Source organism: Inhella inkyongensis (genome assembly GCF_005952805.1).
Classification (GTDB): Bacteria; Pseudomonadota; Gammaproteobacteria; order Burkholderiales; family Burkholderiaceae_C; genus Inhella; species Inhella inkyongensis.
Window position 1 is genome coordinate 3918407 of record NZ_CP040709.1, and the last position, 26322, is coordinate 3944728.

Here is a 26322-nt window from a genome sequence, read left to right on the forward strand (position 1 = left end):
CCATGTCCAACTCGCCCCTGACCCACTTCGACGCCCAGGGCCACGCCCATATGGTGGACGTAGGCGGCAAGGTGGACAGCCACCGAGTGGCACGAGCCAGCGGCCTGATCCGCATGCGCCCGGAGACCTTTGCCTTGATCGCCGAGGGCCGAGCCGCCAAGGGCGATGTGCTGGCGGTGGCCCGCATCGCAGCCATCCAGGGTGCCAAGCGCTGCGCCGATCTGGTGCCGCTATGCCACCCCTTGGCCCTGACCCGCGTGGCGGTGGAGTTTGAACTCGATGCCGCGCAATCGCGCGTTCGCTGCAGCGCCCAGGTCGAGACCGTGGGCCGCACCGGCGTGGAGATGGAGGCCCTGTGCGCCGTGCAAGTGGGCCTGCTCACCATCTACGACATGTGCAAGGCCGCCGACAAAGGCATGGTGATCGACGCCGTGCAAGTGCTGGAAAAGCGTGGGGGCAAGTCGGGCGACTGGGTCGTGGCCGGCTGATCAGAAGTCTTTCCAGCTGTACTGCTTTTCCGGCGGCGCGCAAAACCACTGTTCGGGTTCATTGCCACAGGCACTCAGCCAGGCTGTGCCCTCACGGCTGCGGAACTCGCGCAGACGCGCCACCATATAGCGCGCCTTGTCGGTCTCGCCCACCGCATGCAGGCTCTTGGCCCAGGCGATCATCAGCCGGGCATCGATGAGCTGATGTCCGGTGCGACTGGCCGCTTCCAACGACTTGGCGTTGTGTCCCAAGGCTGTGGCGGCGGCGTAATCCGCATGACGCGAAAACAGCAAGGTTCGCTGCCCACGCTCGATGCGTTGCACCAGCGGCTGATCCCACTCGGCCGGCGCGTAAATGGCTGCCACGAAGCGGTACTCCCAGTAGGCATAGAGACTGCCCACCACCATCAAGGCCCCCACCCAACGCGGCCAGTGCTGACTCCAGTGCGGGGCGGCGACGGGGCGGGTCTCACCCGCCTCTGGCGCCAGGCACAAACCCCAGGCAAAAGCCGTGGGGAACAGAAAGTAGGCATACCAAAGCGGGTACTCCAGCATGCTGTGCACGCCCACGATCAGCAGGATCATCAGCGGAGCACGCCGGTGCACCGCCTCCGGCCCCTTGGCCCGCCAAGCCAGTTGCACCGCCCGCAAAAAGGCCCAGGTCAACAAACCCAGCACTGTCAGCCCCAGGGGCCAGCCCAACTCCACCAACAACTGCAGCGGCAGGTTGTGGCAATGATCAAAGAAGGCTGTGGGGCGGTCTGGAAAGGGCGTCAACGTCCAAGCCCGGTTGAATTCCCCCCAGCCCACACCGGTCCAGGGGTGCATTTGCAGAAGCTCCCAAGCGTTCTTCAGGATGGCAACGCGCGAGGGCGAGCCCGCACCTTCGCTATCCAGCCGCGTTTCCGCACCGAAAACACCGGCACCGCTTTGGGCCCAGAGGTGCAGGCCCCACCAAGCAAGGGCGGCGAACAAAGGGCTAACTAACAAAGGAAATCGCGATCCGCGATCCAATTTGCGGTCCAACAGGCCCCACAAAGCAAGCAAAGGAATGCCGAAATACAACCCAGTCCGGGATGCTGTCAACACCACCCCAGCGGAGAAGCTTCCGAGCAGCAAAGCCCGGCCCCAAATAGGCCAACGATATTTTTGACCTAGCCAAATGGTTGCCACACCACCCCAAAGCAGCAAAGTGGCGAGATGGTTAGGTTGACGCACATTCCCCACGGCCCGGCCGACCAACCCACTCTTAGCCATCCAAACGCCATCGGCCCACGCAGGTGAAAACACCTGGACCAAACCGACGATTAGACTGGCCACCGCGCCCACGAGCAGACCGGTCGACAAGCCAACCTCAAGCTCTTCTGAGCGTGATTTCTGGCGAACCGCACCGGTCCACTCCGACAACGCCAAGACAACCAAAAGAAAAGAAAGTGCGGACCAGTCGTGCCCGTGAACAGCTGATGCGGCAGCAAGTACCAATGCAACCCAAAGTGCCCAGCACCGCTTGTTTGTGGCCCATGGAACAGCCATAGCCAAAACCCCACCCCACAGCCCGAGAGCTAGCAGCTGATTGAGTGTTGTTGCAGCGGGTGGGGAGGAGTAGGCCCAAAGAACAGGTAGCGCACAAGCAACCACAGCCAGTACGGATAAGCCAGAGACCTTTCTGTTCATTTCAACCTGCATAGATACATCTTCAAACGAAATGTCAGACAGCAATAGCAATGCGGTGCCAAACCAAACCAAGACAGCCTCGATGCGCCAACATGACCCAAGTATGTTGGAATACCATGCACCGCGCAATGTCGCAATAATTCACGACTGGCTGATCGAGTTGGCAGGAGCGGAGAAAGTCCTGGAAAGAATCCTGGCCCTATTTCCAGATGCAACACTATATACACTAATTGATAAACTTCCTACCACGCATCGATCAGGACTGCCGTTTCGCCGCATCGTCACAAGCCGCCTTAACAATCTACCAGCCGTTAAGAAATACTATGGCAAGCTTCTTCCTTGGATGCCATTTGCAATCCAACAATTTGATCTCAGCGAACATGATCTCGTAATTTCCAGCAGCCACTGTGTTGCTAAAGGAGTCATAACTTCCCCCAACACTCTACACCTCTGTTATTGCCACTCACCAATGCGATACGCCTGGGATTTACAGGGGCACACACTTAGAACCGAGGGCCTGGAACAAGGATTCCGTTCCTGGCTGGCGAGACACCTGATACATAAACTCCGAACTTGGGATGCGGGCAGCTCTAACGGACCCGAAGCCATAGCATCCAATTCTTACTTTGTACAACGACGCGTTCGGAAGTGCTGGGGCAGAGATTCAATAGTGATCCCTCCGCCTGTAAGGATGGCACGAGCCATCTCCAACAACACCATCAATTCCCGTCAACTACTAAGCGTTGGACGCTTGATCGGACATAAGAACACCGACATTCTAATCAAGGCCATGCACCTCCTCCCCGACTATCACTTAACCGTTGTCGGAGAGGGGCCCGAATTATCAAGGCTAAAGGCGCTTTCACCGAGTAATGTGCAATTCACGGGCTGGATCAGCGACCAAGAACTCACTGAAGTCCGCGCTAGGTCCGCCGCATTCCTATTTGCCGCCGTAGAAGATTTCGGAATTGCGCCAATAGAAGCGCTGGCAGCCGGAATGCCAGTAATCGCATATGCTGAGGGCGGGGTTTTGGACTATCTAAACCACCAAGAAAACGCCTGGCTTTACGAAACTCTGTGCCCCGAAAGCGTTGCGGCCGCCGTGCGCGGGATGAGTGCTGAAGCCGGCCCCGAGCTATCGGCACGCTGTGTCGCCTCTGCGAATATATTTACCGAAGAACTCTTCGACAAGCGTTTTTCCGAATGGGTTCAGCGGCACTGGCTTGAATGGAATCAAACTCGACGTACAAATTTTAGAAACAACCTAGGAAAGGCCAAGATGGTAAGCATTGGATAATTCCAGAACAGCAAAGGGATATATCTCAGTCGTCGGTTATATATTAAGGACCCAAGCAAACCACGCACGCCGCTTCGGTCCCATCTGTCCACCCACTGGCAGCTTAAAAATTGCCGGCGCAAGGAGCGCCCTTGAATCCTCTTAGTCAGCGCGATCCAGCAATCCAAATGCTGAGCCTGGCTGTAGGACTGGAGGCCAAGTCTCGCTATGACCAAAGGGCTAGGGCTCACTTGTACGCTGCTGTTTCTTGAATACGCCTCAAGAAGTAGAGCTACATGCGGATACATCCAAGCCGAAAACTCGTAACACTTTGGAATAACCCTCAGAGCAAATTCAACCTTGTAGATTATCCCAGGTAAAAAGCTACCATCTCGAAAGAAGTTGCATCCCTGCAATATCAGGTCATGAGCCGATCCTGCAGTGCCGTCGAAAGGCGCCTTTTCGCGCTGATGCCCCCCAACCAAGATTAAGTCAGGCCCATCTATGGTTAGACAATTCAACCAAGAAAGAAACGCCGCCATACCCTCCAATCGCAGCTCGTCATCGTCGCAAAGCACCCAACAGTAGCGATTTTGCGCCTGCAGAAAAGCACTGATCGCATTTGCAGAAGCGCCAATATTAACTCGATTTCGCACCAATACCAAATTACTATGCACCTTCTGGAGCTCCTGGACACGAGCAACAGTGTCATCTTCAGAACAATTATCCAGTACAACGATCTTTAAGTGCCCCAGAGGCGAATCAAGAAGCACCCTGAGGGTGCGCTCCAGCAATTTGGACCTATTGAATGTAATCAAGAATATATCAAGCATCTTTGCCAAAATCTCTTTGCCAAGCCCGCCAGGCGATGTACACAACCCAAGGCAGTATTGCAAACATCAGAAGGCATGCATTTGCCGCCAGCATTGCTGTCACACCTCGCTCCGCGAGAAATATCACGATTAACAAAGCCCCTAGTCCAGTCATCAGACTTGGAAGCAATAGTGGTTCTTGTTGCCGAGCCCGTAAAAATACTGCCAATGTGGCGATAATCGACCCAATCCATGTCGCCAGCCCCAGGTACACCACATCCACAAACTCGACAAACCGCAGACCAACGCTAGGCAATTGAACCCCCATCCAATACCATAGGACAGTGAGTATGGCTATGCTCGACACGCAAAAGATCTGCACCTTAAATAGGCCCTCGCGCAACAATTCCCAAAGCTCCTGGTAACACCCCTCTTTGAACAGAATACAATAATGTATATTCTGTGATACGGGCCAAGCCTGTGATAATAGGGCCACCGCACCAAAGACGGCTTGACTAATACCCAGCTTTCCTGCCTCAACAGGACCATGATAGGCGAATGTGGCCGGCACAAAGATTGCGGTAGCGGCATAGCCAGCGGCCCAGCTTAGCGCGATTCTCCATTGCATTGGCCAGACCCCATCGCGCCAAAGCCGTGGCGATAATTCCACGAAAGCCGATCGACCAACGTCCTCTCTTTGTATCCAAAGAGTCGCCGAAACGCTTTGAACAATTGGGGGCGCCAGTGCCGCCCAAAGACCACCTCCGGTCCAAAGCACAAGGACAAAAAGAACCGCCCCAACAAGTCCCTGCTTCGCTCGCAGAAGGGCGACATCGGCCATTCGTCCACGACCTTCGAAATACGCCAATCGGGTATTCGTTAAGAAGGCCATGGCGACACACGGCACCAATGCCAACCAAAGCATTAGTTCGCTACCGTCTACATCGCCCCTCTTCAACCAAGGTGTGGCCGAAAGCATCGCGCAACAAAATAGCAGAGCAGCGCGTCGGCTCCAAGTCCAGAGCAACAATCTCAACTCAGAAATTCGCTCACGCGCAGAAAGACCGATACTGTCAGGGCGCTGAGCGTCAATGGCGAAACCGCCCATTTTCTGCAGAATCACATAAGACAAGCCACAATCAAAGGCTATCTGCGCGGCCAACAGATTCATATAGGTGAAGTAATAACCCAGTTCACCTGAAGACAGAAAAAATGGGAGCACACCAACCGTAATCCCCCCTCCAGCGAGGCCAACAAATCGCTGCAAGAGCAGTGGAGCGATTGGAGTTCTCTCGACCGATTTCATACTCTGTTCCGTGGCCAATGCATGGCAAGTCTGATAGCGACCGCCAATACCAGCAACCTCGGCAAAAGACCATCCCGAAGAACACTTGTTACGACATCAAACTTATTAGGAACGATAAACGACGTCGAGCACCCCTGAAGCTGTGACAGTTGCCGGTGCGTCAAAATAGTAAAGTCTCGGGCACGCTGAATACGTCGCAATAACTCGCCGATAACCCACCACTGCCTCAGCCCTTGGATATTCGAATTGTGCTGACGATAGCCAACCAGAATTTTGTCAATATATGCAACTGGCGCATCGAGCACATGCGCGCAGATGCAAAATGCCCAATCATGCATGTACCAATCCACGCCCCCCCAAAGTGACCGGCTTTCTGTCAGAAAGTTTCGACTGAGCGCCATGCACATTCCTGGGACAACACTGACTACCAGGGTAGATGCACCACGGCCATCAAAGCGTCTTGAGCCACACAGGCTCCGACCAATCCGGTCCCCCGCCTCATTTATCAACTCATAGTCACAGTGAATCAGCTTGAGTCCCGGGTTCTGATCCGCACACGCCACAAATTCGGCGATTTTGTCTTGTCGCCATAGGTCATCCTGATCACAGAGGAGAACCCAATCAAATTGCAACTTTCGATCCAGGGTGTCTGCTAGTGCCTGCACAAAACTGCGAGCGGGGCCAGGCGCTTGCTGATGCCGAAACACTTGCACCTCGAATAGTTCTTGCGTCTCTTTCTGCCAATGAGCCAGCTGTTCTAGCGTAGTATCCGAGCTGCCCCAGTCATGGACCAATACCATATCTGGTGGCCGGCTTTGATTTGAAATGCTCCGCAATTGGGGCTCTAGCATTCGACCACCATTATGAGTGCAAAGCAGAACAATCACTCGATTGGCACGGGCATCCACCTTAGCCATGACGCGTTGCCGCCTCATAAACTCCAAGGTATGCCGCCAAAGTGTTATTTATATCGTAGTTATCTCTAATGTACTCTTTCGCAGACCGACTAATATATGACAGGTCGCATTGCAAAAGATTTTGCGCCGCGTCGACCCATTCTGATGTCTGCCGGCTTGATATCAACTTTCCGTGCGCAGGACTCGGTATCAGTTCGCGGCAGGCAGCCAAATCACTAGTCAAGTTGACAACGCCCAGTGCTGCCGCCTCCATAGGCAGCAAAGGCAAGCCTTCCCAACGCGACGGCATGATGACCAAGCGGGCTTTTGACAAGGCAGACAAGGCCTCTTGATGACTCAATGGTCCAAGTTGCTCAACTAAGTGCCCCCCCTCATCACGAGCCAACACTTGAAGGACCTCTGGTGCCAGGCTTCCAGCTCCACCAATAGCGCAGCGCCAGCCTCGCGCGGCCAGTTCAGCAAGTATCTGACTTGCGAGCACAGGATCCTTCTGCCTTACCCAGCGCCCTATGAAGATCGCATCGAAAGTGCGCTGTTCATTTTCCATCGCTGACAGCTTTGCCATATCGACGCCGTTTGGGATCAGCGCTATTTGATTAGGGTCCGGAGCGATACACCACAATCGCGCCAATTGAACGTCAGCGTGGCTCACGTACGTGACAAATGTGGAACGACGAGCTACCAGTCTCTCGGCCAAATTAACTATTCGGCGTAGGGGCGCCCAGAAATGTAATTGATGGAGTCCATGGACGGTATAAATAAGAGGGGGGTCGTGGCGCCCATTAAGAGCCACACAGCAATGAAACGCCGCGCGAAGGCCGTGCGCGTGAACAGCGGTGCAACGCTGATTAATCAGCAGCTTGGCCAAATATTTGTGGCTCCACGCCTTCATCCCGAAGAAGTTGAATCCAATAACTTCTACCCCCCGGGCCTGAGCCTGCGTCGCCAAGTGGGATGCCAGCTCGGTCATTAGCAGGGGAGTCCACCGCCCATCTTGAAGGAGATGGTCGATCAGACTCAAAACTACGGTTGTCCCCCCTCCAGCCCGTCCATCAGCAACCGCGAGCAAAAGTCTCGGTCGTTCCCCAAGAACCATTATCGCTCCCAGGGAGGGGTATAACGGCCGTCAACCTTCGTGCATGGCATATGAAAATTCCCAGTCAGAATATCAGCAACACGGGCAAGCTTTGTGTAATTCATTGCACGGAAGTACTTGTAATAAACATCCCCCGCCCCATCGATCATCACCCTGGTGTCAGAGGACGTATAAAACCTTATCAGGGCGCCATTTGTTCGCGAATTGCGACCTTCATTGGGGCGAAAGTATCGAGGACAACTTTCTTCCAGAATGGAAAAGACCCCACTGAACTCGGCGTTTAGCTCTGCTTGGGCCTGCTGTGCAGCTGCCTGGCGATCCCTGAACTGTCGAATCGGGCAAAACCAAAACCCTGACGGCCTTCCTGCTGTGGCGCCTCCTGGTGCATTGGCAACCATGCGACTATTCAACCAAATACAGTCCTGGGGCTCAAACGCAAGGCCGTGGAACGATAGAGCAGCCGTCGCGAGATGCAGGGCCTCCCCGTTAGGCTTTGCAGGTCCACGCGCCGACTCCGGGAGAACCACATAGCTTTCATCCTTTGTGTCCGCCAACATTCGTGTAAGTGCTCGATACTCCAGGCGCTTATCATCCATCAGGTGCTGTCCTGAGATATTCGCCCAGCGAGATTTCGGATGAAACAGAGGCACTAAGCTGGAATAGGAAATCCCGGTGATGGTTAAGAAGTTCGCCGGCCTGTTACGCAGACTCGATTGTTGAATTGGCTCCGTTTTGTCAGACCATACAGTCAGCGCCCAATGTCCCGCGCCAAACGCAAGGTAAGCAGCGGAGAACTGCACGGACACAACAATCATCAAAATTCCAAAACGGAAGCTAGGACTACCTCCCAAGCACTGGACTCCCATAACCACAAGGGGTCCAACAAGCACTAAACCGGCGATAAAGTATCGCCCGTTGCCGCTAGTTGCCATCCAGAGCACAAACATTAGAAACATGGCGCCAAGTGTGCGCCACTGCCCCGGCGTAAGTCTGGACCCAACTTTATTCGCGCGCAGCGCAACAAAACAAAGCAAGATTATCAGTATTGCGAAGCGCCAGTCGGGCGCCATAAATTCGACGTAAATACCGGCGGCGGGATCACCCATCAAGAAGGGCCGAAGCACACCTTCTAACCACCCATCAGGTTGAAATCTCAACATCGATTTCGGCTGGCTAAAACCAGTTTGCAAAGAATGGGTGAAAAGGGTTCCCCGTAACTCTGTACAGTTGCACCCCCCACGGCATATATGCAGCGAACGCTCCTAGTGCCGCGCCTAGCAATAAGAACACTCCTCTCTTCAGCGTCCCCACCCTACCGGCGGTTAAGCACCAAAATGCCAAAAGAGGCAAGAAGACGGCATTAGACAGTTTGAACGCCGCGGCAACTCCGAGCAGGAGTGCCGCCCAAAAATGACGTCGATTACCGACCTCGTCTTTCGCCATAAGAACAAGGGCCCACAACAGTGGAATGGCCGCCAACAGGTCGTTCGCTGAAGTTTCAATGGAAGCCCAGAGCAAACCGCTTGTCATGGCGATAATGCCTGCGGCCCAACGCCATCCCAAGTCAATCCACTCAGATCCAGTTCGTATTGTGAGTTGATAAGCTAGCGCCCAAGCCGGTAGAGCCAATAAGAGCGCCTGCGAGCCTGCCCACAGCATTCCCACAGCAAGGCCTGAAATATTAAGAATGCTCAATTTATATATTGGCCAGTACAAATATGGATACTGGTATGTTTGCAGACTTGCCGGCGCCACATCGAGGTGCCATCGAGGGCTTTCCGCAATATAGCCAAGATATATATGATGATTTAGCGCATCCCAACTCCAGCCTTGCCCACCTAAACCAAAATACACGCCAATAGCGGCGACAATGGCCGCCACGATGGCGAATATGATGGCCTCAATCAATATCGCTTGCTTCATAGCTCGAGCTCACGCCAACCAATTGCCTTCTGCTCGTTCCGTCGCAGTCGTCCACTCGACTCAAAGGCACTTCGCAGCGTTGCAAGATAGAGCTTCGCCAAAAGTGCTTGAGCTCCCCCGATAGTGAGTGCAATCCCAGGGATTAGGATTTGCATGGTCTTTTGCGGATCCAGTGGACCGAAGCCAGCTCGCTGCCATTCGATTGGCAGCTCAATACATATAAGCAAGCCAGCGAATAACATAAGAACCCCGCCAAGCACCAAGGATGCCCCCTGAATCCACCGCAAAATCAGTCTCTCGCTTCTGCTATTCGTTTCAAGCCCCGCCCCATGACGTGCATATATCACGCCCAGGGCGAGAAGCATGGTTTGCCACCCTATGACGCATGCGGCAGCCGCAAACAATTCTGCATGGACGCCTCTTGGCCACGCTCCGTCTATCCAGCCTACAGGAGCAAAAGCTGCAGAGAACTGCAATATACCCAGCAGCAACAGGAGGGCCCCTGGGTAAAGAAATAGCCAGCGCGGCGCAAATAGAAACAAGAATCTCAGATGGCGCCAACCGTCGCGCCAGGTATTCAGATGGGGCGGTCGACCTCGCTCATCAGGAGCTAACGTTGTCGGCACCTCTGAGATGCGGAGGCCCGACTGGAGTGCCTTTACTATCATTTCACTAGCGAACTCCATGCCCGGAGTTATTAGCCCCAAATCCAGCACGGCTTGGCGGTCAAAGGCCCTGAGGCCGCAATGAAAATCACTTAGGGGGCCGCCAAAAAAGCGCCGCCCCACAAAGCTCAGTACTGGATTGCCCAGGTACCGATGGAGTAGAGGCATTGCACCTGGTTCGATGCCACCTTTGAATCTATTGCCGACCACCAGTTGCTGTCCACGGCGGAGCGCCTCCAGAAACGGGGCTAGCCCGCCAAAGTTGTAACTGCAGTCCGAGTCAGCCATAGCAATATAACGACCGCGCGCAGCCGATATACCAGCCTGGAGGGCAGCCCCATAGCCGCGCTGCTCGACCCCTATCACTCTTGCGCCAAGATTGAGTGCTATTCCGACTGAGCCATCGGTCGAACCGTTATCAGCTATCAGCACTTCGCCGCTTACGCCATGCTCAAGCAGGAACGCTTTTGCCTGCTGGATACACTTTGCCAGCGTTCTTGCCTCGTTGAGGCAAGGCATCAGAATGGTCAACTCAATCTCGGTCGTCATTCGCGGAAGCAAATAAAAAAGGCAGCGCGCACGCTGCCTTATAGGGTTAGATTGTTAGGCCTGAATTAGCCGCGGCAGGAGCCAGGCAGGAACTTCGCCAGGATGGGGTTGTTCGCACCAGGGCCGCACTTCCACTGATAGACTTGTTGCGGCGTGCCGCTATAGGTCAAGGGCGAACCAGTGCTGTTAGCTGGCGTCAAATCAATGGTCTTGTCGTCGATTTGGGCATCGCCCACTCCAGTCGCCGTGACGGTGATCTTGCCGTCTGCACTCGTTTGAATTGACTTCACATACTTGGACGATTGATTGGTGTTTTCACAGCCCCAGGCATTCGCGGCCACGGTACTTTGGCTGCCAGACTGGTACACCTCAGAGATCGTGGTGCGGCACGAAGACGCAGCCAGCACCACTTCGGACATCTTCGCCCGCTTGGTGTAATCCTGATAAGCCGGCAGCGCCACCGCAGCCAAGATGCCGATGATCGCCACCACGATCATCAATTCGATCAGGGTGAAACCTTGTTGAACACGCTTCATGGAAAGCTCCTTCGAGAGGAAAGGGGTTGAGGACACCCCCTTATATGCAGGGGTCGTGCCAAGTGTAGGGATGGGCACTTCGTGCCACAGGTCACGGTTTCCCCTAGGCGTCGCAGAACGCACAGCCATGGGCTGACAAATTTCGTCAACCACCTGCCGAGAACTGTCACTCCAGCGGCAGCAACTGGCCCGTTTGCAGCGCGCGGATGGCATGGCCGCCGGGTTGGGCGGCCAATTGCGCCAGCACCGCCTGGGTCTCGCCGGGCTTGATGTGAGTAAGCCAAATTTCGGGCCGGACCTGCAACTGACGCAGCTCGGGCATCAGGCTGGCAGGGCAGTGATGGCGGCTGAGGGCAGCCAACACAGCTTCATCGTCACCAAAAGCCGCTTCGATGATCAATTGACGCAGCGGCAACTGGTTCAGTCGGCGCCACAGGGCGGGGTTGGGGCCGGTATCGCCGGTGTAAGCCAGCCATTGGGCGCCGTGGAGATGACGGATGGCGAACCCGCACGCAGGCACTGTGTGTGCGGCGGGAAGCACCTCGATCTGGCGGCCCGCCAATTCAAGGACCTGCCCGGTCTCAAGCGGCGAAAAGCCCAATGCCGGGGACTCAGCACTGGGAAGCCGAGTGAAATCCGGCCAGATCACATCATTGAACAGATGGGTTTTCAGCGCCAGCAGGGTTTCGGGCAGCGCATGAACCTGGACCGGCCCCAAACCCAAGGCGCGGCGGCGACGCAGTGCGGCGTCGGCCAGCAAGGGCAGGCTCAGTACATGATCTAGATGAGAGTGACTGAGCAGCACATGATCAATTTGCGCCAGCTCGTCCAGGCTGAGGTCACCCACGCCCGTGCCGGCATCGATCAGGATGCGCTGGTCCAGCAGGAAAGATGTGGTCTTGCAGCCGGCCGCGATGGCCCCGCTGCAACCAAGAACTCGAAGTGTCATAGGCAATCGGCGCCCAAGTGGCGCTCAGCCTGGCACTGTAGAGGCCAGTTCAAGCGAGAGGCGCGCAGTTTTGACGCAGCAGCCGAACTGGTGGCTTGGCCTAATTCGGCCGATCCGGATGCGTGACGCCCGTCACGCCGGCTGGACAAACTGCATCTGAGTGCCGGCCAGCTCAATCACATCGCCGTGCTTGAGCGGCACCGCCTCTTCCGGCAGCGCTTGTCCATTGAGAGTCGGCCGCTGGGCACCTTCGACATGAGAGAACACATAACCCGCCGGACGACGGGTGATGGAGGCCACTTGCACGCCCGGCTTGCCCACCGTGGTCACGACCTTGGTCAGCGGCACTTCACGGCCAGCGGCGGCGCCGTTGAGCACCTTGATGCTGGCCGGGCCTTGGGCGGCGGCCGCACCGAGGGCGCCAAAGCCACTGGCCGGTGCCGGCGCACGCGCCGCCAGCGGCGGCGGCATCTCGCCGGGCTTGAGGATCATGGTCTTGTCGTATTCGGCGTGCTCATCCGCCAAGAACTTGATCTTGTACTTGCCAACCTCGATCACATCGTTGGCGCGCAGCTGTTGCTTCTTGACCGCCTTGCCATTGATGTAGGTGCCATTGGTGGAATTCAGGTCCTCGATAAAGACCTCGGCGCCAATCATCTGCAGCACGGCGTGCTCGCCGCTGACGGCGAGGTTATCGATGACGATGTCGTTATAGGGGCGGCGACCCATGGTGGTGCGGTCTTTGGTCAACTGCACTTCCTTGATCACCACGCCGTCGAGCGACAACACCAGTTTGGCCATCGGAACCTCTTGAGTTTCTTGTAGCGGGTTGCGCCGCGAATACCTTATCGACGTCCAAGCCCCCACCAGGGCTTGGCTTCGGCCCGCCCAGCTGGGCCAACGCGCGCCAAAACGGCCGTGATGTTATCGCGCCCGCCTTGTTCATTGGCGCCGGCAATCAGCATGCGGGCGGCGTCGGTCAGATCGTTGTTTCGCAGGCACAAAGCCTGAAGCTGCGCATCATCGAGCATGTCGGACAGGCCATCCGAACAAAGAAGGAACTGATCCCCGGGTTGCAGGGGGTGCAGGGCCACATCGACCTGCACGATGGGCTCGACGCCCACGGCGCGCGTGACCAGGTTCTTGTGCAGGGCATGCACCGCCTGCTCGGGAGTAATCAGCCCAGCGTCGAGTTGCTCTTGCAGCAGCGAGTGATCACGGGTGATTTGCTCCAAGCGGCCGGCGCGCAGCCGATAGGCCCGCGAATCGCCCACATGCGCGACGCAGACCCCTTCGGGCCGGAACACCGCCATCACCAGGGTGGTGCCCATGCCGGCGTAGCGCGGATTGGTTTGTGCGGCCCCCAGGATGGCCCGGTTGGCGTTGTCCACACAAATTTCGACCGCGCGCCGCACCGCCTCGGGCGGCGCACCTTCGGCCTCATGAAGCCAGCGGCCGAGCTCGCTGTGAAGGAAGCTGGTCAGCATCTGGCTTGCCACTTCGCCCGCGTTGTAGCCGCCCATGCCGTCGGCCAACACGGCCAGGCCCGCCTCGGTGTCGAGGGCAAAGCAGTCCTCGTTGTTATTGCGCGCGCGCCCCACGTCGGTCAGGCCGACCAACTCCAGCGCATAGGGCAGGGCCTTCAAGGCGCACCTCCGGTTGGGATGCGTTGAGTGGCACCAAAGGGATCGTCCTTGGGCGGCGCAGCGGCCTCCGGAGCCGCCGCAAGCATCGGCTCTTCTTCCAACTGCGCGAGCACGGTTTCCAGATCCTGCGCGAAGTCCTCGCCATTCGCATAGCGCAGCTCCGGGCGCTTTTCCAGCGCCAGCGCCAGCACCATGGCCAGGGCCTCCGGCAAACCCGGGCGCAAGTCGCGCACATCCGCGACGCGCTCGTTGGCAATCTCATACATCAAGCGCGCCATCGATTCACTCTGGTGCGGGAGTCGACCGGTGAGCAACTGATAGAGCACGGCCCCCAAGGCGTACAGGTCGCTGCGGCCATCAACGGCCGCGCCGGCCAATTGCTCCGGAGCCATGAAACTGGGTGTGCCCAGCACCAAGCCAGTGCGGGTGCGGCTGCCATCGGCAATGCGGGCGATTCCGAAGTCCATCAGCTTCACCTGCTCGGTCTGCGCGTCCCACATGATGTTGGCCGGTTTGATATCCCGGTGCACCACGCCCTGGCGGTGTGCATAGTCCAGCGCGCGGGCTACGCGAATGCCCAAGCGCAGCACCTGAGCCACCGGCAACAAATGCCCGGGCTGGACATGGTGACTGAGGTCGCGACCGTGCAGCAATTCCATCGAAATCCAGGCATCCCCGCCGCTCTCGCCCAGGTCGTAGACGCGCAGGATGTCCGGGTGATTGAGCGCGCGGGCTGCTCGGGCCTCGCGCAGGAAGCGGGCGCGCACATCGGCCAGATCAGCCGGGTCGTACTCCTGCGCCAGCAGCAGGCGCTTGATGGCGATCTCGTGCCCGAGTTGCCGGTCGAAGGCCCGATGCACCACCGCCATGGCGCCACGACCCAACTCGGCGCCAATTTCGATATGGGCTGGCACCTCGGCCGCCACCTGCTGTCCACCCAGCGGCAAGGTGGAACCCAGCGCCTGGGTGGTCAGAGGCTGGGTGCTTTGCAGGGTGGCCGGTGCCGCTGAGCTGCCCGCGCCCAGCCATCCCTTGACGCGTTGCAGCCAGCCCATCACGCGCCCGAAGCAGCCTGGCGACGTGCCAGGGTGCTGCCCAGGCCCCAGACCAACAAGGCGCCAAGCACCCCGGCGATGTAATGGCTGCCGGCGGGCAGGCCCACGGTCCAGGGTGTCAGCAACGGATCGCCCAGGGCGAGCCCGCCGGCAATCCAACCCAACAACATAGCCCCCACCACGATCACTACCGGGAATCGATCCATCAGCTTGATGACGATCTGGCTGCCCCAAACAATGATCGGGATGGAGACCAGCAGGCCAAAAACCACCAGACCCATCTGGTGGCCCTGACCCGCGTTCTGGGCCGCACCGGCAATTGCAATCACGTTGTCCACGCTCATCACCAGGTCCGCCACGATGACGGTCTTCACCGCCGCCCAGAGTTTGTCACTGGCCTGGATGTTGCCATGCCCGTCCTCTTCCTCGGGCAGCATCAGCTTCACACCGATCCACAGCAGCAGCACAGCCCCAATGAGCTTGAGTGCTGGCAACTTGAGCAGGCTGAGCGCAAAAAAGATCAGGATCACCCGCAGCACGATGGCACCCACCGTGCCCCAGAAGATGCCTTTGGTCCGCAGCTCGGGCGACAGACGCCGGCAGGCCAAGGCGATGACCACGGCGTTGTCCCCGCCGAGCAGGATGTCGATCATGATGATCTGGCCCACGGCGAGCCAGAAGGCGGGGTCGGTCAACCAATCCATAGCAGTCCAGAAATAGAAAGGGGGCCTTGCGGCCCCCAGATTGCGTCAGCCAGGGCGGATTACAGCAGGCCCTTGAGCAGGCGCGCCATTTCGCTCGGATTGCGAGTGATGGTGAAGCCGCACTCTTCCATGATGGCGAGCTTGGCATCGGCCGTATCGGCGCCGCCGGCGATCAAGGCACCGGCGTGGCCCATGCGCTTGCCCGGAGGGGCGGTCACACCCGCGATGAAGCCGACGATGGGCTTCTTCATATTGGCCTTGCACCAGCGCGCTGCCTCGGCCTCGTCGGGGCCGCCGATCTCACCGATCATGATGACGGCGTCGGTGTCCGGATCGTCGTTGAAGGCCTTCATCACGTCGATGTGCTTCAAGCCATTGATCGGGTCGCCGCCAATGCCCACGGCACTGGATTGGCCCAAGCCGATTTCGGTCAGTTGCGCCACGGCCTCATAGGTCAAGGTGCCCGAACGCGACACCACGCCGATGCGACCCTTGCGATGGATGTGGCCGGGCATGATGCCGATCTTGATTTCCTCAGGCGTAATCAGGCCCGGGCAGTTGGGGCCCAGCAGCAGGGTGCGCTTGCCACCCGCAGCTTCCTTGGCCTTCATCTTGTTGCGCACTTCCAGCATGTCGCGCACAGGGATGCCTTCGGTGATGCAGATGGCCATGTCCAGATCGGCCTCCACGGCCTCCCAGATGGCGGCAGCAGCGCCCGCCGGCGGCACATAGATCACCGACACCGTGGCGCCAGTCTGGGCGGCGGCTTCCTTGACAGTACCGTAGATGGGGATTTCGCTGAACTTCTCGCCCGCCTTCTTCGGGTTCACGCCAGCGACGAAGCAGTTCTTGCCATTGGCATAGGCCTGGCAGCCCAGGGTGTGGAACTGACCGGTCTTGCCGGTGATGCCCTGGGTGATGACCTTGGTGTCTTTATTGATGTAGATCGACATGTGTTTTGCTCCGAGGCTTAGGCAACAGCGGCAACGATCTTGGTCGCTGCTTCGGCCATGGTGTCGGCCGCAATGATGGGCAGGCCGGACTCGGCCAGCATCTTCTTGCCCAGGTCTTCGTTCGTACCCTTCATGCGCACAACCAGGGGCACGCTCAGATTCACCGCCTTGCAGGCCGTGATCACGCCCTCGGCGATGGTGTCGCACTTCATGATGCCGCCGAAGATATTGACCAGGATGCCCTTCACGCTCTTGTTCTTGAGCATGATCTTGAAGGCCTCGGTCACCTTTTCGGCCGTGGCGCCACCGCCCACGTCCAGGAAGTTGGCGGGCTCGCCACCGAAGAGCTTGATGGTGTCCATGGTCGACATGGCCAGGCCCGCGCCATTCACCAAGCAGCCGATGTTGCCGTCCAGGCTGATGTAGGCCAGGTCGAACTTCGAGGCCTCGACCTCGGCCGGGTCTTCTTCGTCCAGATCGCGATAGGCCACGATCTCGGGGTGACGGAACAGGGCGTTGCTGTCGAAGTTGAACTTGGCGTCCAGGGCGATCAAATTGCCCTTGCTGTCACAGTTCAGCGGGTTGATTTCGACCAGCGAGGCGTCGGTTTCCATGTAGCAGCGATAGAGCTTCTGGAACAGATCGACGGCCTGTGCATGGCTGCCCTCGGGCAGGCCGATGGCCGTGGCGATCTTCTTGGCCTGCTCGGCGCCCAGACCCGTCAGGGGGTCGATCACCTCGGTGATGATCTTTTCGGGCGTGCTGTGGGCCACTTCCTCGATGTCCATGCCGCCTTCGCTGGAGGCAATGAAGGCCACCTTCTGGGTGCCACGGTCGGTCACCAGCGAAACGTAGTATTCCTTCTTGATGTCGGCGCCCTCTTCGATATAGAGGCGGCGCACCTTCTGGCCTTCGAGGCCGGTCTGGTGGGTCTTGAGCTGCATGCCCAAGATCTGCTCGGACAGAGACTTCACGTCATCCATCGAGCGCGCCAGCTTCACGCCACCCCCCTTGCCACGACCACCGGCGTGGATCTGCGCCTTCACGACCCAGACCGGGCCGCCCAGCTTCTGCGCCGCTTCAACGGCCTCTTGCACGGTAAACGCGGGGATGCCGCGCGGCACCGGCACGCCGAACTGGCGCAGGATTTCCTTGCCTTGGTATTCGTGGATCTTCATGGCTTGATGGAAGGTTAGGAGGGAAGGGAAAAATCAAGCGCTGGCAGGGCTAGGCCGATACCAGCGAGGGTAGTAAGTTTGCACCACCGCGCCGTCGCGCCTGAGGGCGTGGCAGCGGTCGATCTGGTAGGGGGGCTGATCGTCGCCGCTGCCCTCGCGGGTGTCCAGGATGTAACCCGCAAAGGCTTGAATCACGGCCGTGGGCAGTACGCCGGCCAGTTCGGTGAGGTGGGTGCAGCCCTGCACGCCGGCCAGCTTGGCTTTGAGGCCCGCACGAAAGCCCTGCAAGAGATTCAAGCCCACCAGCTGCCCGTAAACCCCTTCGAGTGCGTCGCACCGGCCTGGGTAGGGCATGGACGAAGTGAAGGAGTCCGCTGCCTTCACATTCAGTGCGCGATCGATGGTCAGGCGCAGGCCCATGTCGTGGATCGGTGCCCCAGCCTGACGCAGCCCGGTAGCGAGCTGCATGTCCCGGGTCTTGACGTCGCTGAGCCGGGCCTCGACGTCAAACAATCCATCGGCGCGCTCAAACACCTCTATCGCCAGATTGCGGCGGTGCAGCAACTGGCGTTGTTCGGGGGGCGCGGGGGACATCATGAAATTCGGGCAGCAAAAAACCCCGAGGCCACGCGAGGCGCGCGTCGGGGCTGGGGCGGCAATATATCAGGCGGGGTCTGACGCGAATCTGACCTTACTCAAGTGCATCGAGCGCGCTGGAGCGCGTCAAGCTCATCGCCAGCCCCCCATCAAAACCGCGGCTGACCAGGAAGCGCACCCGCCGCGCCCGCTCCTTGGCATCTGGTGGCGCGCCCTCGCCAAAGCGCCTCACCAGCAGGGCGCGCGCGCGCTCACTCTCGCTCGCCTGCACCGACTCCCAGACCTCCCCCTCCGGCTTAAGCCCCTGCTGTGCTAACTCGGCTTGCAGTCGACGGGCCCCCAGACGTGGGGCGCGCGTGCGCAGGCGACCCTCGACATAGCGCTCAGCGCTCAGCAGACCCTGGGCTGACAGTTGCTCGGCGAGTTCGGACACCACTTGTTCAGCATCCTCGGGCACTTCCTGCCCACTCTTCTGGCTGGCGCGCTGCCAGGCCTGCAGCAATTTGCGCTGCAACTCCTGCGGGCTGTGCTCGCGCAGGGCCAGCAGGGCCAGGGCGCGGGTCCGTAGGGCCTTGGCATCCATGCAGCGGCCCACAATCGTCAAGGCAGACGCTGCACGTGGGCGCTGTGGCGTGCCGGGGGCTCGTAGTTCACCGGCCAGTACTCGACGATGCGGCGAATCCGTCCGCCGGCCAGTTCATAGAAGCCCACGCAGGTCATCGGGCTGCCGGAGTCGTCATGAAAACTCATTTGCACCGCCAGTTGATCGCCCTGGGCGATGCAGCGCTCAACCTCCACCCGCCAGGGCTGGGGCCAAGTCGCAAAGAAGTCCACAAAGCCCTCGCGCCCGGTGATGAACTCGCGGGTCTGCGGCACTTCGTAGCGCAGGCCCGGATCCAGCAGCTGGCCCATGGCCGTCCATTGCTGGGTGTTGGCCAGTTGCCAGAACTGACGCAGCAAGTCCTCGGCTTCCAGGGCTTGGCAATCCACGCAGAGCCCCTTATTCCGCCGAACCGTTGGTCGCGGCCGCCTGCGGCGCCACGCCCACCGCTTCGCGGACGCGGTTTTCAATCTCGAACGCCAGGTCGGGGTTCTCGCGCAGGAATTCGCGGGCGTTGTCCTTGCCTTGGCCAATCTTTTCGCCCTTGTAGGCGTACCAGGCGCCGCTCTTGTCGACGATCTTGTGCGCCACGCCCATGTCAACGATCTCGCCTTCACGGCTGATGCCCTCGCCGTAGAGGATGTCGAACTCGGCGGTCTTGAAGGGGGGCGAAACCTTGTTCTTCACCACCTTGACCTTGGTCTCGGAGCCGATCACCTCCTCGCCCTTTTTGATCGACCCGATGCGGCGGATGTCCAGGCGCACCGAGGCGTAGAACTTCAGCGCATTGCCGCCTGTGGTGGTCTCGGGGCTTCCGAACATCACGCCGATCTTCATGCGGATCTGGTTGATGAAAACCACCATGGTGTTGGTCTTCTTGATGGTGCCGGTGAGCTTGCGCAGTGCCTGGCTCATCAGGCGGGCCTGCAAGCCGGGCAGGGCGTCACCCATCTCGCCTTCGATTTCGGCCTTGGGCGTGAGGGCCGCCACCGAATCCACCACGATCAGGTCCACCGAACCCGAACGCACCAGGGCGTCCACAATTTCCAGCGCTTGTTCGCCGGTATCGGGCTGGCTGATGAGCAGATCTTGCAGATCCACGCCAAGCTTTTGGGCGTACTGCACATCCAGCGCGTGTTCGGCGTCGATGAAGGCGCACACGCCGCCCAGCTTTTGCATCTGCGCGATCACCTGCAGGGTCAGGGTGGTTTTGCCGGAGGACTCGGGGCCGTAGATCTCGACCACCCGGCCGCGCGGCAGGCCGCCGACCCCCAAGGCGATGTCCAGGCCCAGCGACCCCGTGGAAACCACTTGAATGTCCTCGATCACCTCGCCCTCGCCCAGGCGCATGATGGAGCCCTTGCCAAACTGCTTTTCAATTTGGGCCAGCGCGGCGGCCAGGGCTTTTTGCTTCTCAGAGGTGACGGCGGCGGTGCTCATGGCAATTCCTTTGAACTGGATGTTTGTACAGGAGTATAGATGCGCCGCAAGGCCCGCGTCAGCTACCTCCCTAAGATGAAGCCATGAGAATTCTGATCGCCGAAGACGACCAGGTATTGGCCGACGCTCTGGTGCGCGCCTTGCGGGCTGCCGGCTATGCGGTGGACCAGGTGGCCAGTGGCAGTGAGGCCGATGCCGCCCTGCTGACGGACGAGTTTGATCTGCTGATCCTGGACATCGGCTTGCCGCGCATGACGGGGCTTGAAGTGCTGCGCCGCCTGCGCGCCCGCAGCGCGCCCAATGCGCTCAATGCGCATGTCCCGGTGTTGATCCTGACCGCTGCGGACAGCGTTGAGCAGCGGGTGCAGGGCCTGGACCTGGGCGCCGACGACTACATGGCAAAGCCCTTTGCGCTGCAGGAGTTGGAGGCCCGCGTGCGCGCTTTGACGCGGCGCGGCCTGGGCAGCAGCGGCCACTTGATCAAGCATGGCCCGCTGAGCTTTGACAGCACCGGCCGCGTCGCCTATCTGAACGAGCAGATGGTGGAGCTGTCGGCCCGCGAGCTCTCACTGCTGGAAGTGCTGCTGCAGCGCGCCGGGCGCTTGGTCAGCAAGGAACAGCTGGTGCAACATCTGTGCAGCTGGGGCGATGAGGTGAGCAACAACGCCATCGAGGTCTACGTGCACCGCCTGCGTAAGAAGATTGAGCAAGGCCCGGTGCGCATCGCGACTGTGCGCGGTCTGGGCTATTGCCTGGAACGGATCGCTGCCGATTCGTGATCACGCCCGCACGGCCGCTACGAAGGGCGTGCTCCCTTCCCTCGGGGAGGTGGTCACCCGGTAACCAGAGGGCCCCTTCTTGAGCCCACCGTTTCCCGCTGTTCCGCGCGGCCCACGCTCGCTGTTCGGCGAGCTGCTGGACTGGATGCTGGCGCCGCTGCTGGTGCTGTGGCCGATCTCGGTGTTGCTGACTTGGGCGGTGGCGCAGTCCATCGCCAGCCAGCCCTTTGATCGCGAACTGACAGAGACCGCCCGCGCCCTGGCGCAGCAGGCCTTGTCAGAACCCGAGCGCCTGCACCTGAGCGCACAGACCCTGGGCCTGCTGCGCAGCGACGACGGTGACAACGTGCACTTCCAGGTCCTGGGCCTGCGTGGTGAGCTGCTGGCGGGTGAGCGCCGGCTGACCGTGCCCGACTTGGGCCGTAGCGCAGCCGGCCAAGTGCAGTTGCGCGACGACTCACTGGCCGGCGAGCCTTTGCGCGTGGCCGCGCTGTGGGTGCGCCCGCATGCGGCAGCGGCCGACGATGAACGGCTGACCATTCAACTGGCCGAGACCCTGGGCCGGCGCGAACGCCTGGCCAGCGACATCATCAAGGGCGTGCTGCTGCCGCAGTTTTTGCTCATGCCCTTGGCCGCCCTGCTGGCCTGGCTGGCGCTGACCCAAGGCTTTCGCCCTTTGGAAGCTCTGCAGCAGAAAATTCGCAACCGCGCTGCCGAAGACTTGAGCCCCATCGATGAAGGGGGCGCCCCCGAGGAAGTGGCGCCGCTGGTGCGCGCCATCAACGACCTGCTGGCGCGGCGCGAGGGCGCCATGCGCACACAAAAGCAATTCCTGGCCGACGCCGCCCACCAGCTCAAGACTCCGCTGGCGGGTCTGCGTACCCAGGCCGAATTGGCGGGCCGGGCCATACAGTCCGGCCAGGCCAGCCCAGCGGAGCTGAGTCGCTCACTGGAGCAGATCGCGCTGTCCAGCCAGCGCGCTGCCCATATGGTGAGCCAACTCTTGGCGCTGGCCCGCTCTGAAGGGGCTGGCGAGGTGGCGCCCACCGAGCCCGTGGACCTGGCCGAACTGGCGCGCGGCGCCTTGCAGGACTTCGTGCCACGCGCCTTGGCCAAGCGCATTGACCTTGGCTTTGACGGCCCCGCCACCTGCGCGCTGCGCATCCCCGGCCAACCCTGGTTGCTCGAAGAGCTGATCCGCAACTTGGTGGACAACGCCCTGAACTACACCCCCACCGGCGGCATGGTGACGGTACGCGTCAGCGAGGATCGCTTCGGCCGTGTGGTGGTGCTGCAGGTGGAGGACAACGGCCCCGGCATTCCAGAAGCGGCCCGCGAGCGCGTGTTCCAGCCCTTCTACCGGCAGTTGGGGACCGGTGTGGATGGCTCGGGCCTGGGCCTGACGATCGCCGGCCAGATTGCCGAGCGCCACGGCAGCCGCATCGAACTCAGCGACGCCCGCACCCGCCGCGGCGGCGAACCCCCCGGCGCGCTTTTCACCCTGCGCTTCTCCGCACTTCCGGAAGCTACCTCTGCATGAAGGAGCGGCTGCGGCCGATGGCCAGCAGTAGCCCGAGCGAGAGCCCCAGCATCACCATCGCCGTGCCGCCATAGCTCATGAAAGGCAGCGGCACGCCCACCACCGGCAGGATGCCGATCACCATGCCCATGTTGACGAACACATAGGTGAACACCGACATGGTGATGGCGCCGCCCAGCAGGCGCTCGAACAGGCTGGGCGCATTGGCCGCAAGCACCAGTCCGCGCAGGATTAAAGCGCCATAACCCAGCAACAGAGCCAGCGCGCCAAGCAGGCCGAACTCCTCGGCGAAGGCCGCAAACAGGAAGTCGGTGGTGCGCTCAGGAATGAACTCGAGATGGGTCTGCGTACCCTGCATGAAGCCCTTGCCGGTCACACCGCCTGAGCCAATGGCGATCTCGCCCTGCAGCACATGAAAGCCCTTGCCCAGTGGGTCCTTGTGCGGATCCAGCAAGGTGCAGACGCGAGTCTTCTGGTAAGTCTTGAGCACCTTCCAGTCCACATCGTCCTGGCAGATCTGCGGTTCGAAGGCGATTAGCGCGCCGATGCCAATCACGCCGGCCGTCAACAGGGGCAGGATCAGCTTCCAGGACAGGCCGGCAAAGAAGATCACATAGAGCCCGGCGAACAACACCAGAAGCCCCGTGCCCAGATCGGGCTGTTTGGCGATCAAGCCGAAGGGCAGCCCGAGAAGCACAAAAGCGATCACGAAGTCCAAGAGCTTGAGCTGACCCTCGCGCAACTGGAACCACCAGGCCAGCATCAGGGGCGTGGCGATCTTCAGGATTTCGCTGGGTTGGATCTGCGTGATGCCGATATTCAGCCAGCGCGTCGCCCCTTTTTTGGTGATGCCAAACAGCGCCACCGCCACCAGCAAGGTAACCCCCGCCACATAGAGCGGCAGGGCCAAGCGGGTGAGTTTCTGCGCCGGCACCTGGGCCACCAGGAACATCACCGTCGCGCCGATGGCGAAGTTTCGCGCGTGGTCCACAAAGCGCGTGCCATGGTCGTGACCGATGGAATACATCGCCAGCAAGCCCCAGCCCATCAGCCACAGGCAAGCCAGCAGCAGCGGGCCATCCATGCCCCGCCACAAGGGCCGCAGGCGACGCCACAGGGCGGGACGTGCAATCACCTGGTTCATCTTGAAGCTCCCGACGCCGGCGAGGGTGCTGCAACCTGGCCCGGCAACAGCCACTCGCTGGCCGGGCGCGGCTTGCCCACCGGCGCCATGGCCTTGCCCTCTTTCATCAGCGCCAGATCCTCCTCGCTGGGCACCTGACCGAGCAACAGGTAGTCGAACACCCGGCGCGCAATGGGCGCCGCGGCGGCCGAGCCGAATCCGGCGTTTTCGACGATCACCGCCAGGGCCACCTTGGGTTCGTCCAAGGGCGCAAAAGCCATGTACCAGCTGTGATCGCGCCGCCGCTCTTCCATCAGCGCGGCGTTGTACTTTTGACCCGCCCTGAGGCCCACGGCCTGGGCGGTGCCGGTCTTGCCGCCGCTTTGGTAAGGCGCACCGGCAAACACACGCGTGCCCGTGCCCTGAAAGGTCACGCCATGCAAGCCATCCTTCACCACCGCCACGTGCTCGGGCTTGAGCGGCAGCGGCGTCAGGGCATCGGCCGACACCCGCCGTGTCTCATGCCGCACCACGTCCTCGATCTCGCGCACCAGGCGGGGCTTGAAACGCTGCCCCCCGCTGACCAAGGTGGCGGTGGCGCTGGCCATCTGCAGCACCGTGAAGGCGTTGTAGCCCTGGCCGATGCCCAGCGAGATGGTCTCGCCCGGGTACCACTTCTGCTTGAAGCGACGCTGCTTCCACTCCTGGCTGGGCAGCACGCCGGTGACCTCGCCCTGCAGATCGATGTCGGTCAAGCGACCAAAGCCAAAGGGCTGCAGCTGGGCATGGATGCGGTCCACCCCCAACTCATTGGCGGCGCTGTAGTAGTAGACGTTGGACGACTCGACGATGGAGCGACGCATATTCATCGCGCCGCCCCGCTCGCCCGACGGACTGCCGAAGGCGCGGCCACCGAAGTGATAGACCAGGGTGTCGTTGATGATCTTGTCGGCGTCGCGGGTGCCGGTGTTCAGCAGGGCCATCGCCATGAAGGGCTTGTAGGTCGAGCCTGGCGGGTAGGTGCCGCGCAGCGCGCGGTTCAGCAGCGGCTTGTCCAGCGACTCGTTGAGCGCCTTCCAGTTCTCGCTATCGATGCCGTCCACAAACAGATTGGGATCAAAACCCGGCTTGGACACAAAGGCCAGCACCTCGCCGTTGCGCGGGTCCAGGGCCACCAAGGCGCCACGGCGGTCCCCAAACAGCTCCTCCACCAGATGCTGCAGCTTGATGTCGACCGAGAGCTTCAGGGTATTGCCCGGCGTGGGCGCGCGATGCCCCAGGTTGCGCACCGCCCGACCGCCGGCGCTGGTCTCCACGCGCTGAAACCCGGTGATGCCGTGCAGCTCGGCCTCATAGGCCTGTTCCAGACCCAGCTTGCCGATGTGATCGGTGCCGCGGTAGTTGGCCTGGGCCTCCTCGTCCCAGTCCAGCATGGCCTCGCGCTCTTTCGTGTTGATGCGTCCGATATAGCCCAGCAAATGGCTGCCCACCTCACCCAGCGGGTATTGGCGGAACAGACGCGCCTGCACATCCACACCGGGGAACTCCCAGCGCCGCGCGGTGAAGCGCGCCACTTCGGTGTCGCTCAAGCGGTTGCGAATGGGCAGCGAATCAAAGCGCTTGCCATCGGCCAGCAGGCGCTGGAAACGGCGCCGGTCCTTGGGCTGGATCTCCACCACCTCGGCCAGGCGGTCGATCATGGCATCCAGATCCCCCTGAATCTTGGTGGGGGTGATCTCCAGGGTGTAGGCCGAGTAGTTGCTGGCCAGCACCACCCCATTGCGGTCCTTGATCAGGCCCCGATTGGGCGTGACGGGCAGCACCGTGACGCGGTTGTTCTCGGCCTCGGCCAACAAGTCCTCATGGCGCAGCACCTGCAACGTGAAGAGCCGAAAGATCAGCAGCGCAAAGCACAGCAGCACCAGCGCGATGGCGGCCCAGACGCGCAGGCGGTAGCGCGCCAACTCCTGCACCGAGTCGCGGATCAGAGCCATTACAAGGGTCGGTTCTCGTCGCGGTCCGGAGCGCGTCGTTGTGGCGCCAGCAGCAGCGCCGTGGTCAGCGGCCACAGCAGGGCCTCGAACAGCGGCGCCAGCAGCAACCAGGGGCTGGGCGCCATGCCGCCCAGCAGCATGCGCACCGCGAACTGCACCAAATGGGCGGCCGCAAACAGCGGCAGCAACTGCACCATCTGCTCCAGCACCGTGAACCAGAGCAGACGACGGTGCAGGCTCACCGCCAGAAAGGCCAGACCGCTATAGGCCAACGCATGCTGACCTAGCAAGGCCCCATGATGGACGTCGATCAGCAGTCCCAGAAAGAAGGCCCAGCCCACGCTGATGCGGCGCATCTGGTGCACGTTCCAAAACACCAGCACCACGGCCAGCAGGTCCGGCTTGGCGGGCATCGGCCCGAGCGGCACCATCTCCACCAACAAGGCCAGCAGCAGGGTCAGGCCGATGAACCAGGGCTTGGCAGGCAGCAGCAGCTGGGAGCCACGCGGCATGATCATGGT

The 26322-nt window shown here is 60.4% G+C and carries 27 protein-coding genes; 4 read left to right on the top strand and 23 right to left on the bottom strand.

Annotated elements, in window-relative coordinates:
- Nucleotides 1-2 precede the first annotated feature (2 nt).
- A complete protein-coding gene (moaC, locus tag FF090_RS18330) occupies nt 3-488 on the top strand; it encodes a cyclic pyranopterin monophosphate synthase MoaC (protein ID WP_138858113.1) in 486 nt (161 codons plus the stop codon).
- Here the strand turns inward: moaC and FF090_RS18335 are convergent, their stop codons facing one another.
- Entirely contained in the window at nt 489-2174 is a 1686-nt protein-coding gene (locus FF090_RS18335) for a PglL family O-oligosaccharyltransferase (protein WP_310732995.1), read from the bottom strand.
- Nucleotides 2175-2853: 679 nt separating this feature from the next.
- Here FF090_RS18335 and FF090_RS19350 point away from each other — a divergent pair.
- Complete coding sequence (locus tag FF090_RS19350) at nt 2854-3459, top strand: glycosyltransferase (protein ID WP_175423723.1); 606 nt, start codon at nt 2854-2856, stop codon at nt 3457-3459.
- Here FF090_RS19350 and FF090_RS19795 read toward each other — a convergent pair.
- The 19 genes from FF090_RS19795 to recA form a co-directional block, all read right to left on the bottom strand.
- Nucleotides 3396-4271, bottom strand: coding sequence for a glycosyltransferase family 2 protein (locus tag FF090_RS19795; protein ID WP_138858116.1), 876 nt, complete (start codon nt 4269-4271; stop codon nt 3396-3398). The genes FF090_RS19350 and FF090_RS19795 overlap by 64 nt on opposite strands.
- Nucleotides 4264-5556, bottom strand: a complete 1293-nt coding sequence (locus FF090_RS18350) for a polysaccharide biosynthesis protein (protein ID WP_138858117.1) — start codon at nt 5554-5556, stop codon at nt 4264-4266. The genes FF090_RS19795 and FF090_RS18350 overlap by 8 nt, the downstream gene beginning before the upstream one ends.
- Complete coding sequence (locus FF090_RS18355; RefSeq protein WP_175423724.1) at nt 5553-6473, bottom strand: glycosyltransferase; 921 nt, start codon at nt 6471-6473, stop codon at nt 5553-5555. Before FF090_RS18355 ends, FF090_RS18350 begins: the two co-directional genes overlap by 4 nt.
- A complete protein-coding gene (locus tag FF090_RS18360; RefSeq protein ID WP_138858119.1) occupies nt 6466-7569 on the bottom strand; it encodes a glycosyltransferase family 4 protein in 1104 nt (367 codons plus the stop codon). The genes FF090_RS18355 and FF090_RS18360 overlap by 8 nt, the downstream gene beginning before the upstream one ends.
- Entirely contained in the window at nt 7569-8675 is a 1107-nt protein-coding gene (locus FF090_RS18365) for a hypothetical protein (protein ID WP_138858120.1), read from the bottom strand. The genes FF090_RS18360 and FF090_RS18365 overlap by 1 nt, the downstream gene beginning before the upstream one ends.
- Before the next feature lie 67 nt (nt 8676-8742).
- The gene (locus tag FF090_RS18370) at nt 8743-9492 is read right to left on the bottom strand and encodes a glycosyltransferase 87 family protein (protein WP_138858121.1); all 750 of its coding nucleotides are present in this window, start codon (nt 9490-9492) and stop codon (nt 8743-8745) included.
- Nucleotides 9489-10706, bottom strand: a complete 1218-nt coding sequence (locus FF090_RS18375) for a glycosyltransferase family 2 protein (protein ID WP_138858122.1) — start codon at nt 10704-10706, stop codon at nt 9489-9491. The genes FF090_RS18370 and FF090_RS18375 overlap by 4 nt, the downstream gene beginning before the upstream one ends.
- A 65-nt stretch (nt 10707-10771) precedes the next feature.
- A complete protein-coding gene (locus tag FF090_RS18380) occupies nt 10772-11242 on the bottom strand; it encodes a pilin (RefSeq protein ID WP_138858123.1) in 471 nt (156 codons plus the stop codon).
- Nucleotides 11243-11408: 166 nt separating this feature from the next.
- Nucleotides 11409-12191: an MBL fold metallo-hydrolase gene (locus FF090_RS18385; protein ID WP_138858124.1), complete on the bottom strand. Its 783-nt coding sequence runs from the start codon at nt 12189-12191 to the stop codon at nt 11409-11411.
- A gap of 132 nt (nt 12192-12323) precedes the next feature.
- A complete protein-coding gene (locus tag FF090_RS18390; RefSeq protein WP_138858125.1) occupies nt 12324-12992 on the bottom strand; it encodes an FHA domain-containing protein in 669 nt (222 codons plus the stop codon).
- Between the two features lie 44 nt (nt 12993-13036).
- Complete coding sequence (locus tag FF090_RS18395; protein WP_375137414.1) at nt 13037-13828, bottom strand: Stp1/IreP family PP2C-type Ser/Thr phosphatase; 792 nt, start codon at nt 13826-13828, stop codon at nt 13037-13039.
- A gap of 5 nt (nt 13829-13833) precedes the next feature.
- Nucleotides 13834-14892 carry a serine/threonine-protein kinase gene (locus FF090_RS18400; RefSeq protein WP_217503002.1) on the bottom strand — a complete coding sequence of 353 codons (1059 nt, stop codon included), beginning with the start codon at nt 14890-14892 and terminating at the stop codon, nt 13834-13836.
- A complete protein-coding gene (locus tag FF090_RS18405) occupies nt 14892-15596 on the bottom strand; it encodes a TerC family protein (protein ID WP_138858126.1) in 705 nt (234 codons plus the stop codon). Before FF090_RS18405 ends, FF090_RS18400 begins: the two co-directional genes overlap by 1 nt.
- Before the next feature lie 59 nt (nt 15597-15655).
- Nucleotides 15656-16549, bottom strand: a complete 894-nt coding sequence (gene sucD / locus FF090_RS18410; RefSeq protein ID WP_138858127.1) for a succinate--CoA ligase subunit alpha — start codon at nt 16547-16549, stop codon at nt 15656-15658.
- Between the two features lie 17 nt (nt 16550-16566).
- Complete coding sequence (sucC, locus tag FF090_RS18415; RefSeq protein ID WP_138858128.1) at nt 16567-17727, bottom strand: ADP-forming succinate--CoA ligase subunit beta; 1161 nt, start codon at nt 17725-17727, stop codon at nt 16567-16569.
- 33 nt (nt 17728-17760) lie between these two features.
- Nucleotides 17761-18321 carry a DUF2889 domain-containing protein gene (locus tag FF090_RS18420; protein WP_138858129.1) on the bottom strand — a complete coding sequence of 187 codons (561 nt, stop codon included), beginning with the start codon at nt 18319-18321 and terminating at the stop codon, nt 17761-17763.
- A 97-nt stretch (nt 18322-18418) separates the two neighbouring features.
- Nucleotides 18419-18919 carry a regulatory protein RecX gene (locus FF090_RS18425; RefSeq protein WP_246071600.1) on the bottom strand — a complete coding sequence of 167 codons (501 nt, stop codon included), beginning with the start codon at nt 18917-18919 and terminating at the stop codon, nt 18419-18421.
- A gap of 5 nt (nt 18920-18924) precedes the next feature.
- On the bottom strand, nt 18925-19314 hold the full coding sequence (locus FF090_RS18430; protein WP_138858131.1) for a nuclear transport factor 2 family protein: 390 nt from the start codon (nt 19312-19314) through the stop codon (nt 18925-18927).
- A gap of 10 nt (nt 19315-19324) precedes the next feature.
- On the bottom strand, nt 19325-20365 hold the full coding sequence (gene recA, locus FF090_RS18435) for a recombinase RecA (protein ID WP_138858132.1): 1041 nt from the start codon (nt 20363-20365) through the stop codon (nt 19325-19327).
- 83 nt (nt 20366-20448) lie between these two features.
- On the opposite strand from recA, the gene FF090_RS18440 reads away from it, so the two are divergent.
- A complete protein-coding gene (locus tag FF090_RS18440) occupies nt 20449-21144 on the top strand; it encodes a response regulator (protein ID WP_138858133.1) in 696 nt (231 codons plus the stop codon).
- Nucleotides 21145-21223: 79 nt separating this feature from the next.
- A complete protein-coding gene (locus FF090_RS18445; protein WP_310732979.1) occupies nt 21224-22684 on the top strand; it encodes a sensor histidine kinase N-terminal domain-containing protein in 1461 nt (486 codons plus the stop codon).
- On the opposite strand, the gene rodA is transcribed toward FF090_RS18445, so the two are convergent.
- Genes rodA through mreD form a run of 3 tightly spaced genes read right to left on the bottom strand, consistent with a single transcriptional unit; the run spans nt 22671 to nt 26319 of the window.
- On the bottom strand, nt 22671-23828 hold the full coding sequence (rodA, locus tag FF090_RS18450; protein WP_138858134.1) for a rod shape-determining protein RodA: 1158 nt from the start codon (nt 23826-23828) through the stop codon (nt 22671-22673). The two genes, FF090_RS18445 and rodA, sit on opposite strands and share 14 nt — an antisense overlap.
- Entirely contained in the window at nt 23825-25801 is a 1977-nt protein-coding gene (mrdA, locus tag FF090_RS18455; RefSeq protein WP_138858135.1) for a penicillin-binding protein 2, read from the bottom strand. Before mrdA ends, rodA begins: the two co-directional genes overlap by 4 nt.
- On the bottom strand, nt 25801-26319 hold the full coding sequence (mreD, locus tag FF090_RS18460) for a rod shape-determining protein MreD (protein ID WP_138858136.1): 519 nt from the start codon (nt 26317-26319) through the stop codon (nt 25801-25803). Before mreD ends, mrdA begins: the two co-directional genes overlap by 1 nt.
- Nucleotides 26320-26322 lie beyond the last annotated feature (3 nt).

What these genes read in the sequence shown, in the direction of transcription:
- FF090_RS18380 (WP_138858123.1), bottom strand. Translation starts at nt 11,242, where the DNA reads ATGAAGCGTGTTCAACAAGGTTTCACCCTGATCGAATTGATGATCGTG.
- sucC (WP_138858128.1), bottom strand. Translation starts at nt 17,727, where the DNA reads ATGAAGATCCACGAATACCAAGGCAAGGAAATCCTGCGCCAGTTCGGC.
- mreD (WP_138858136.1), bottom strand. Translation starts at nt 26,319, where the DNA reads ATGATCATGCCGCGTGGCTCCCAGCTGCTGCTGCCTGCCAAGCCCTGG.
- FF090_RS18370 (WP_138858121.1), bottom strand. Translation starts at nt 9,492, where the DNA reads ATGAAGCAAGCGATATTGATTGAGGCCATCATATTCGCCATCGTGGCG.
- FF090_RS18355 (WP_175423724.1), bottom strand. Translation starts at nt 6,473, where the DNA reads ATGGCTAAGGTGGATGCCCGTGCCAATCGAGTGATTGTTCTGCTTTGC.
- FF090_RS18385 (WP_138858124.1), bottom strand. Translation starts at nt 12,191, where the DNA reads ATGACACTTCGAGTTCTTGGTTGCAGCGGGGCCATCGCGGCCGGCTGC.
- FF090_RS18375 (WP_138858122.1), bottom strand. Translation starts at nt 10,706, where the DNA reads ATGACGACCGAGATTGAGTTGACCATTCTGATGCCTTGCCTCAACGAG.
- FF090_RS18335 (WP_310732995.1), bottom strand. Translation starts at nt 2,174, where the DNA reads ATGCAGGTTGAAATGAACAGAAAGGTCTCTGGCTTATCCGTACTGGCT.
- FF090_RS18420 (WP_138858129.1), bottom strand. Translation starts at nt 18,321, where the DNA reads ATGTCCCCCGCGCCCCCCGAACAACGCCAGTTGCTGCACCGCCGCAAT.
- FF090_RS18350 (WP_138858117.1), bottom strand. Translation starts at nt 5,556, where the DNA reads ATGAAATCGGTCGAGAGAACTCCAATCGCTCCACTGCTCTTGCAGCGA.
- sucD (WP_138858127.1), bottom strand. Translation starts at nt 16,549, where the DNA reads ATGTCGATCTACATCAATAAAGACACCAAGGTCATCACCCAGGGCATC.
- FF090_RS18405 (WP_138858126.1), bottom strand. Translation starts at nt 15,596, where the DNA reads ATGGATTGGTTGACCGACCCCGCCTTCTGGCTCGCCGTGGGCCAGATC.
- recA (WP_138858132.1), bottom strand. Translation starts at nt 20,365, where the DNA reads ATGAGCACCGCCGCCGTCACCTCTGAGAAGCAAAAAGCCCTGGCCGCC.
- FF090_RS18390 (WP_138858125.1), bottom strand. Translation starts at nt 12,992, where the DNA reads ATGGCCAAACTGGTGTTGTCGCTCGACGGCGTGGTGATCAAGGAAGTG.
- mrdA (WP_138858135.1), bottom strand. Translation starts at nt 25,801, where the DNA reads ATGGCTCTGATCCGCGACTCGGTGCAGGAGTTGGCGCGCTACCGCCTG.
- FF090_RS19350 (WP_175423723.1), top strand. Translation starts at nt 2,854, where the DNA reads ATGGCACGAGCCATCTCCAACAACACCATCAATTCCCGTCAACTACTA.
- moaC (WP_138858113.1), top strand. Translation starts at nt 3, where the DNA reads ATGTCCAACTCGCCCCTGACCCACTTCGACGCCCAGGGCCACGCCCAT.
- FF090_RS18360 (WP_138858119.1), bottom strand. Translation starts at nt 7,569, where the DNA reads ATGGTTCTTGGGGAACGACCGAGACTTTTGCTCGCGGTTGCTGATGGA.
- rodA (WP_138858134.1), bottom strand. Translation starts at nt 23,828, where the DNA reads ATGAACCAGGTGATTGCACGTCCCGCCCTGTGGCGTCGCCTGCGGCCC.
- FF090_RS18440 (WP_138858133.1), top strand. Translation starts at nt 20,449, where the DNA reads ATGAGAATTCTGATCGCCGAAGACGACCAGGTATTGGCCGACGCTCTG.
- FF090_RS19795 (WP_138858116.1), bottom strand. Translation starts at nt 4,271, where the DNA reads ATGCTTGATATATTCTTGATTACATTCAATAGGTCCAAATTGCTGGAG.
- FF090_RS18365 (WP_138858120.1), bottom strand. Translation starts at nt 8,675, where the DNA reads ATGGGTGATCCCGCCGCCGGTATTTACGTCGAATTTATGGCGCCCGAC.
- FF090_RS18400 (WP_217503002.1), bottom strand. Translation starts at nt 14,892, where the DNA reads ATGGGCTGGCTGCAACGCGTCAAGGGATGGCTGGGCGCGGGCAGCTCA.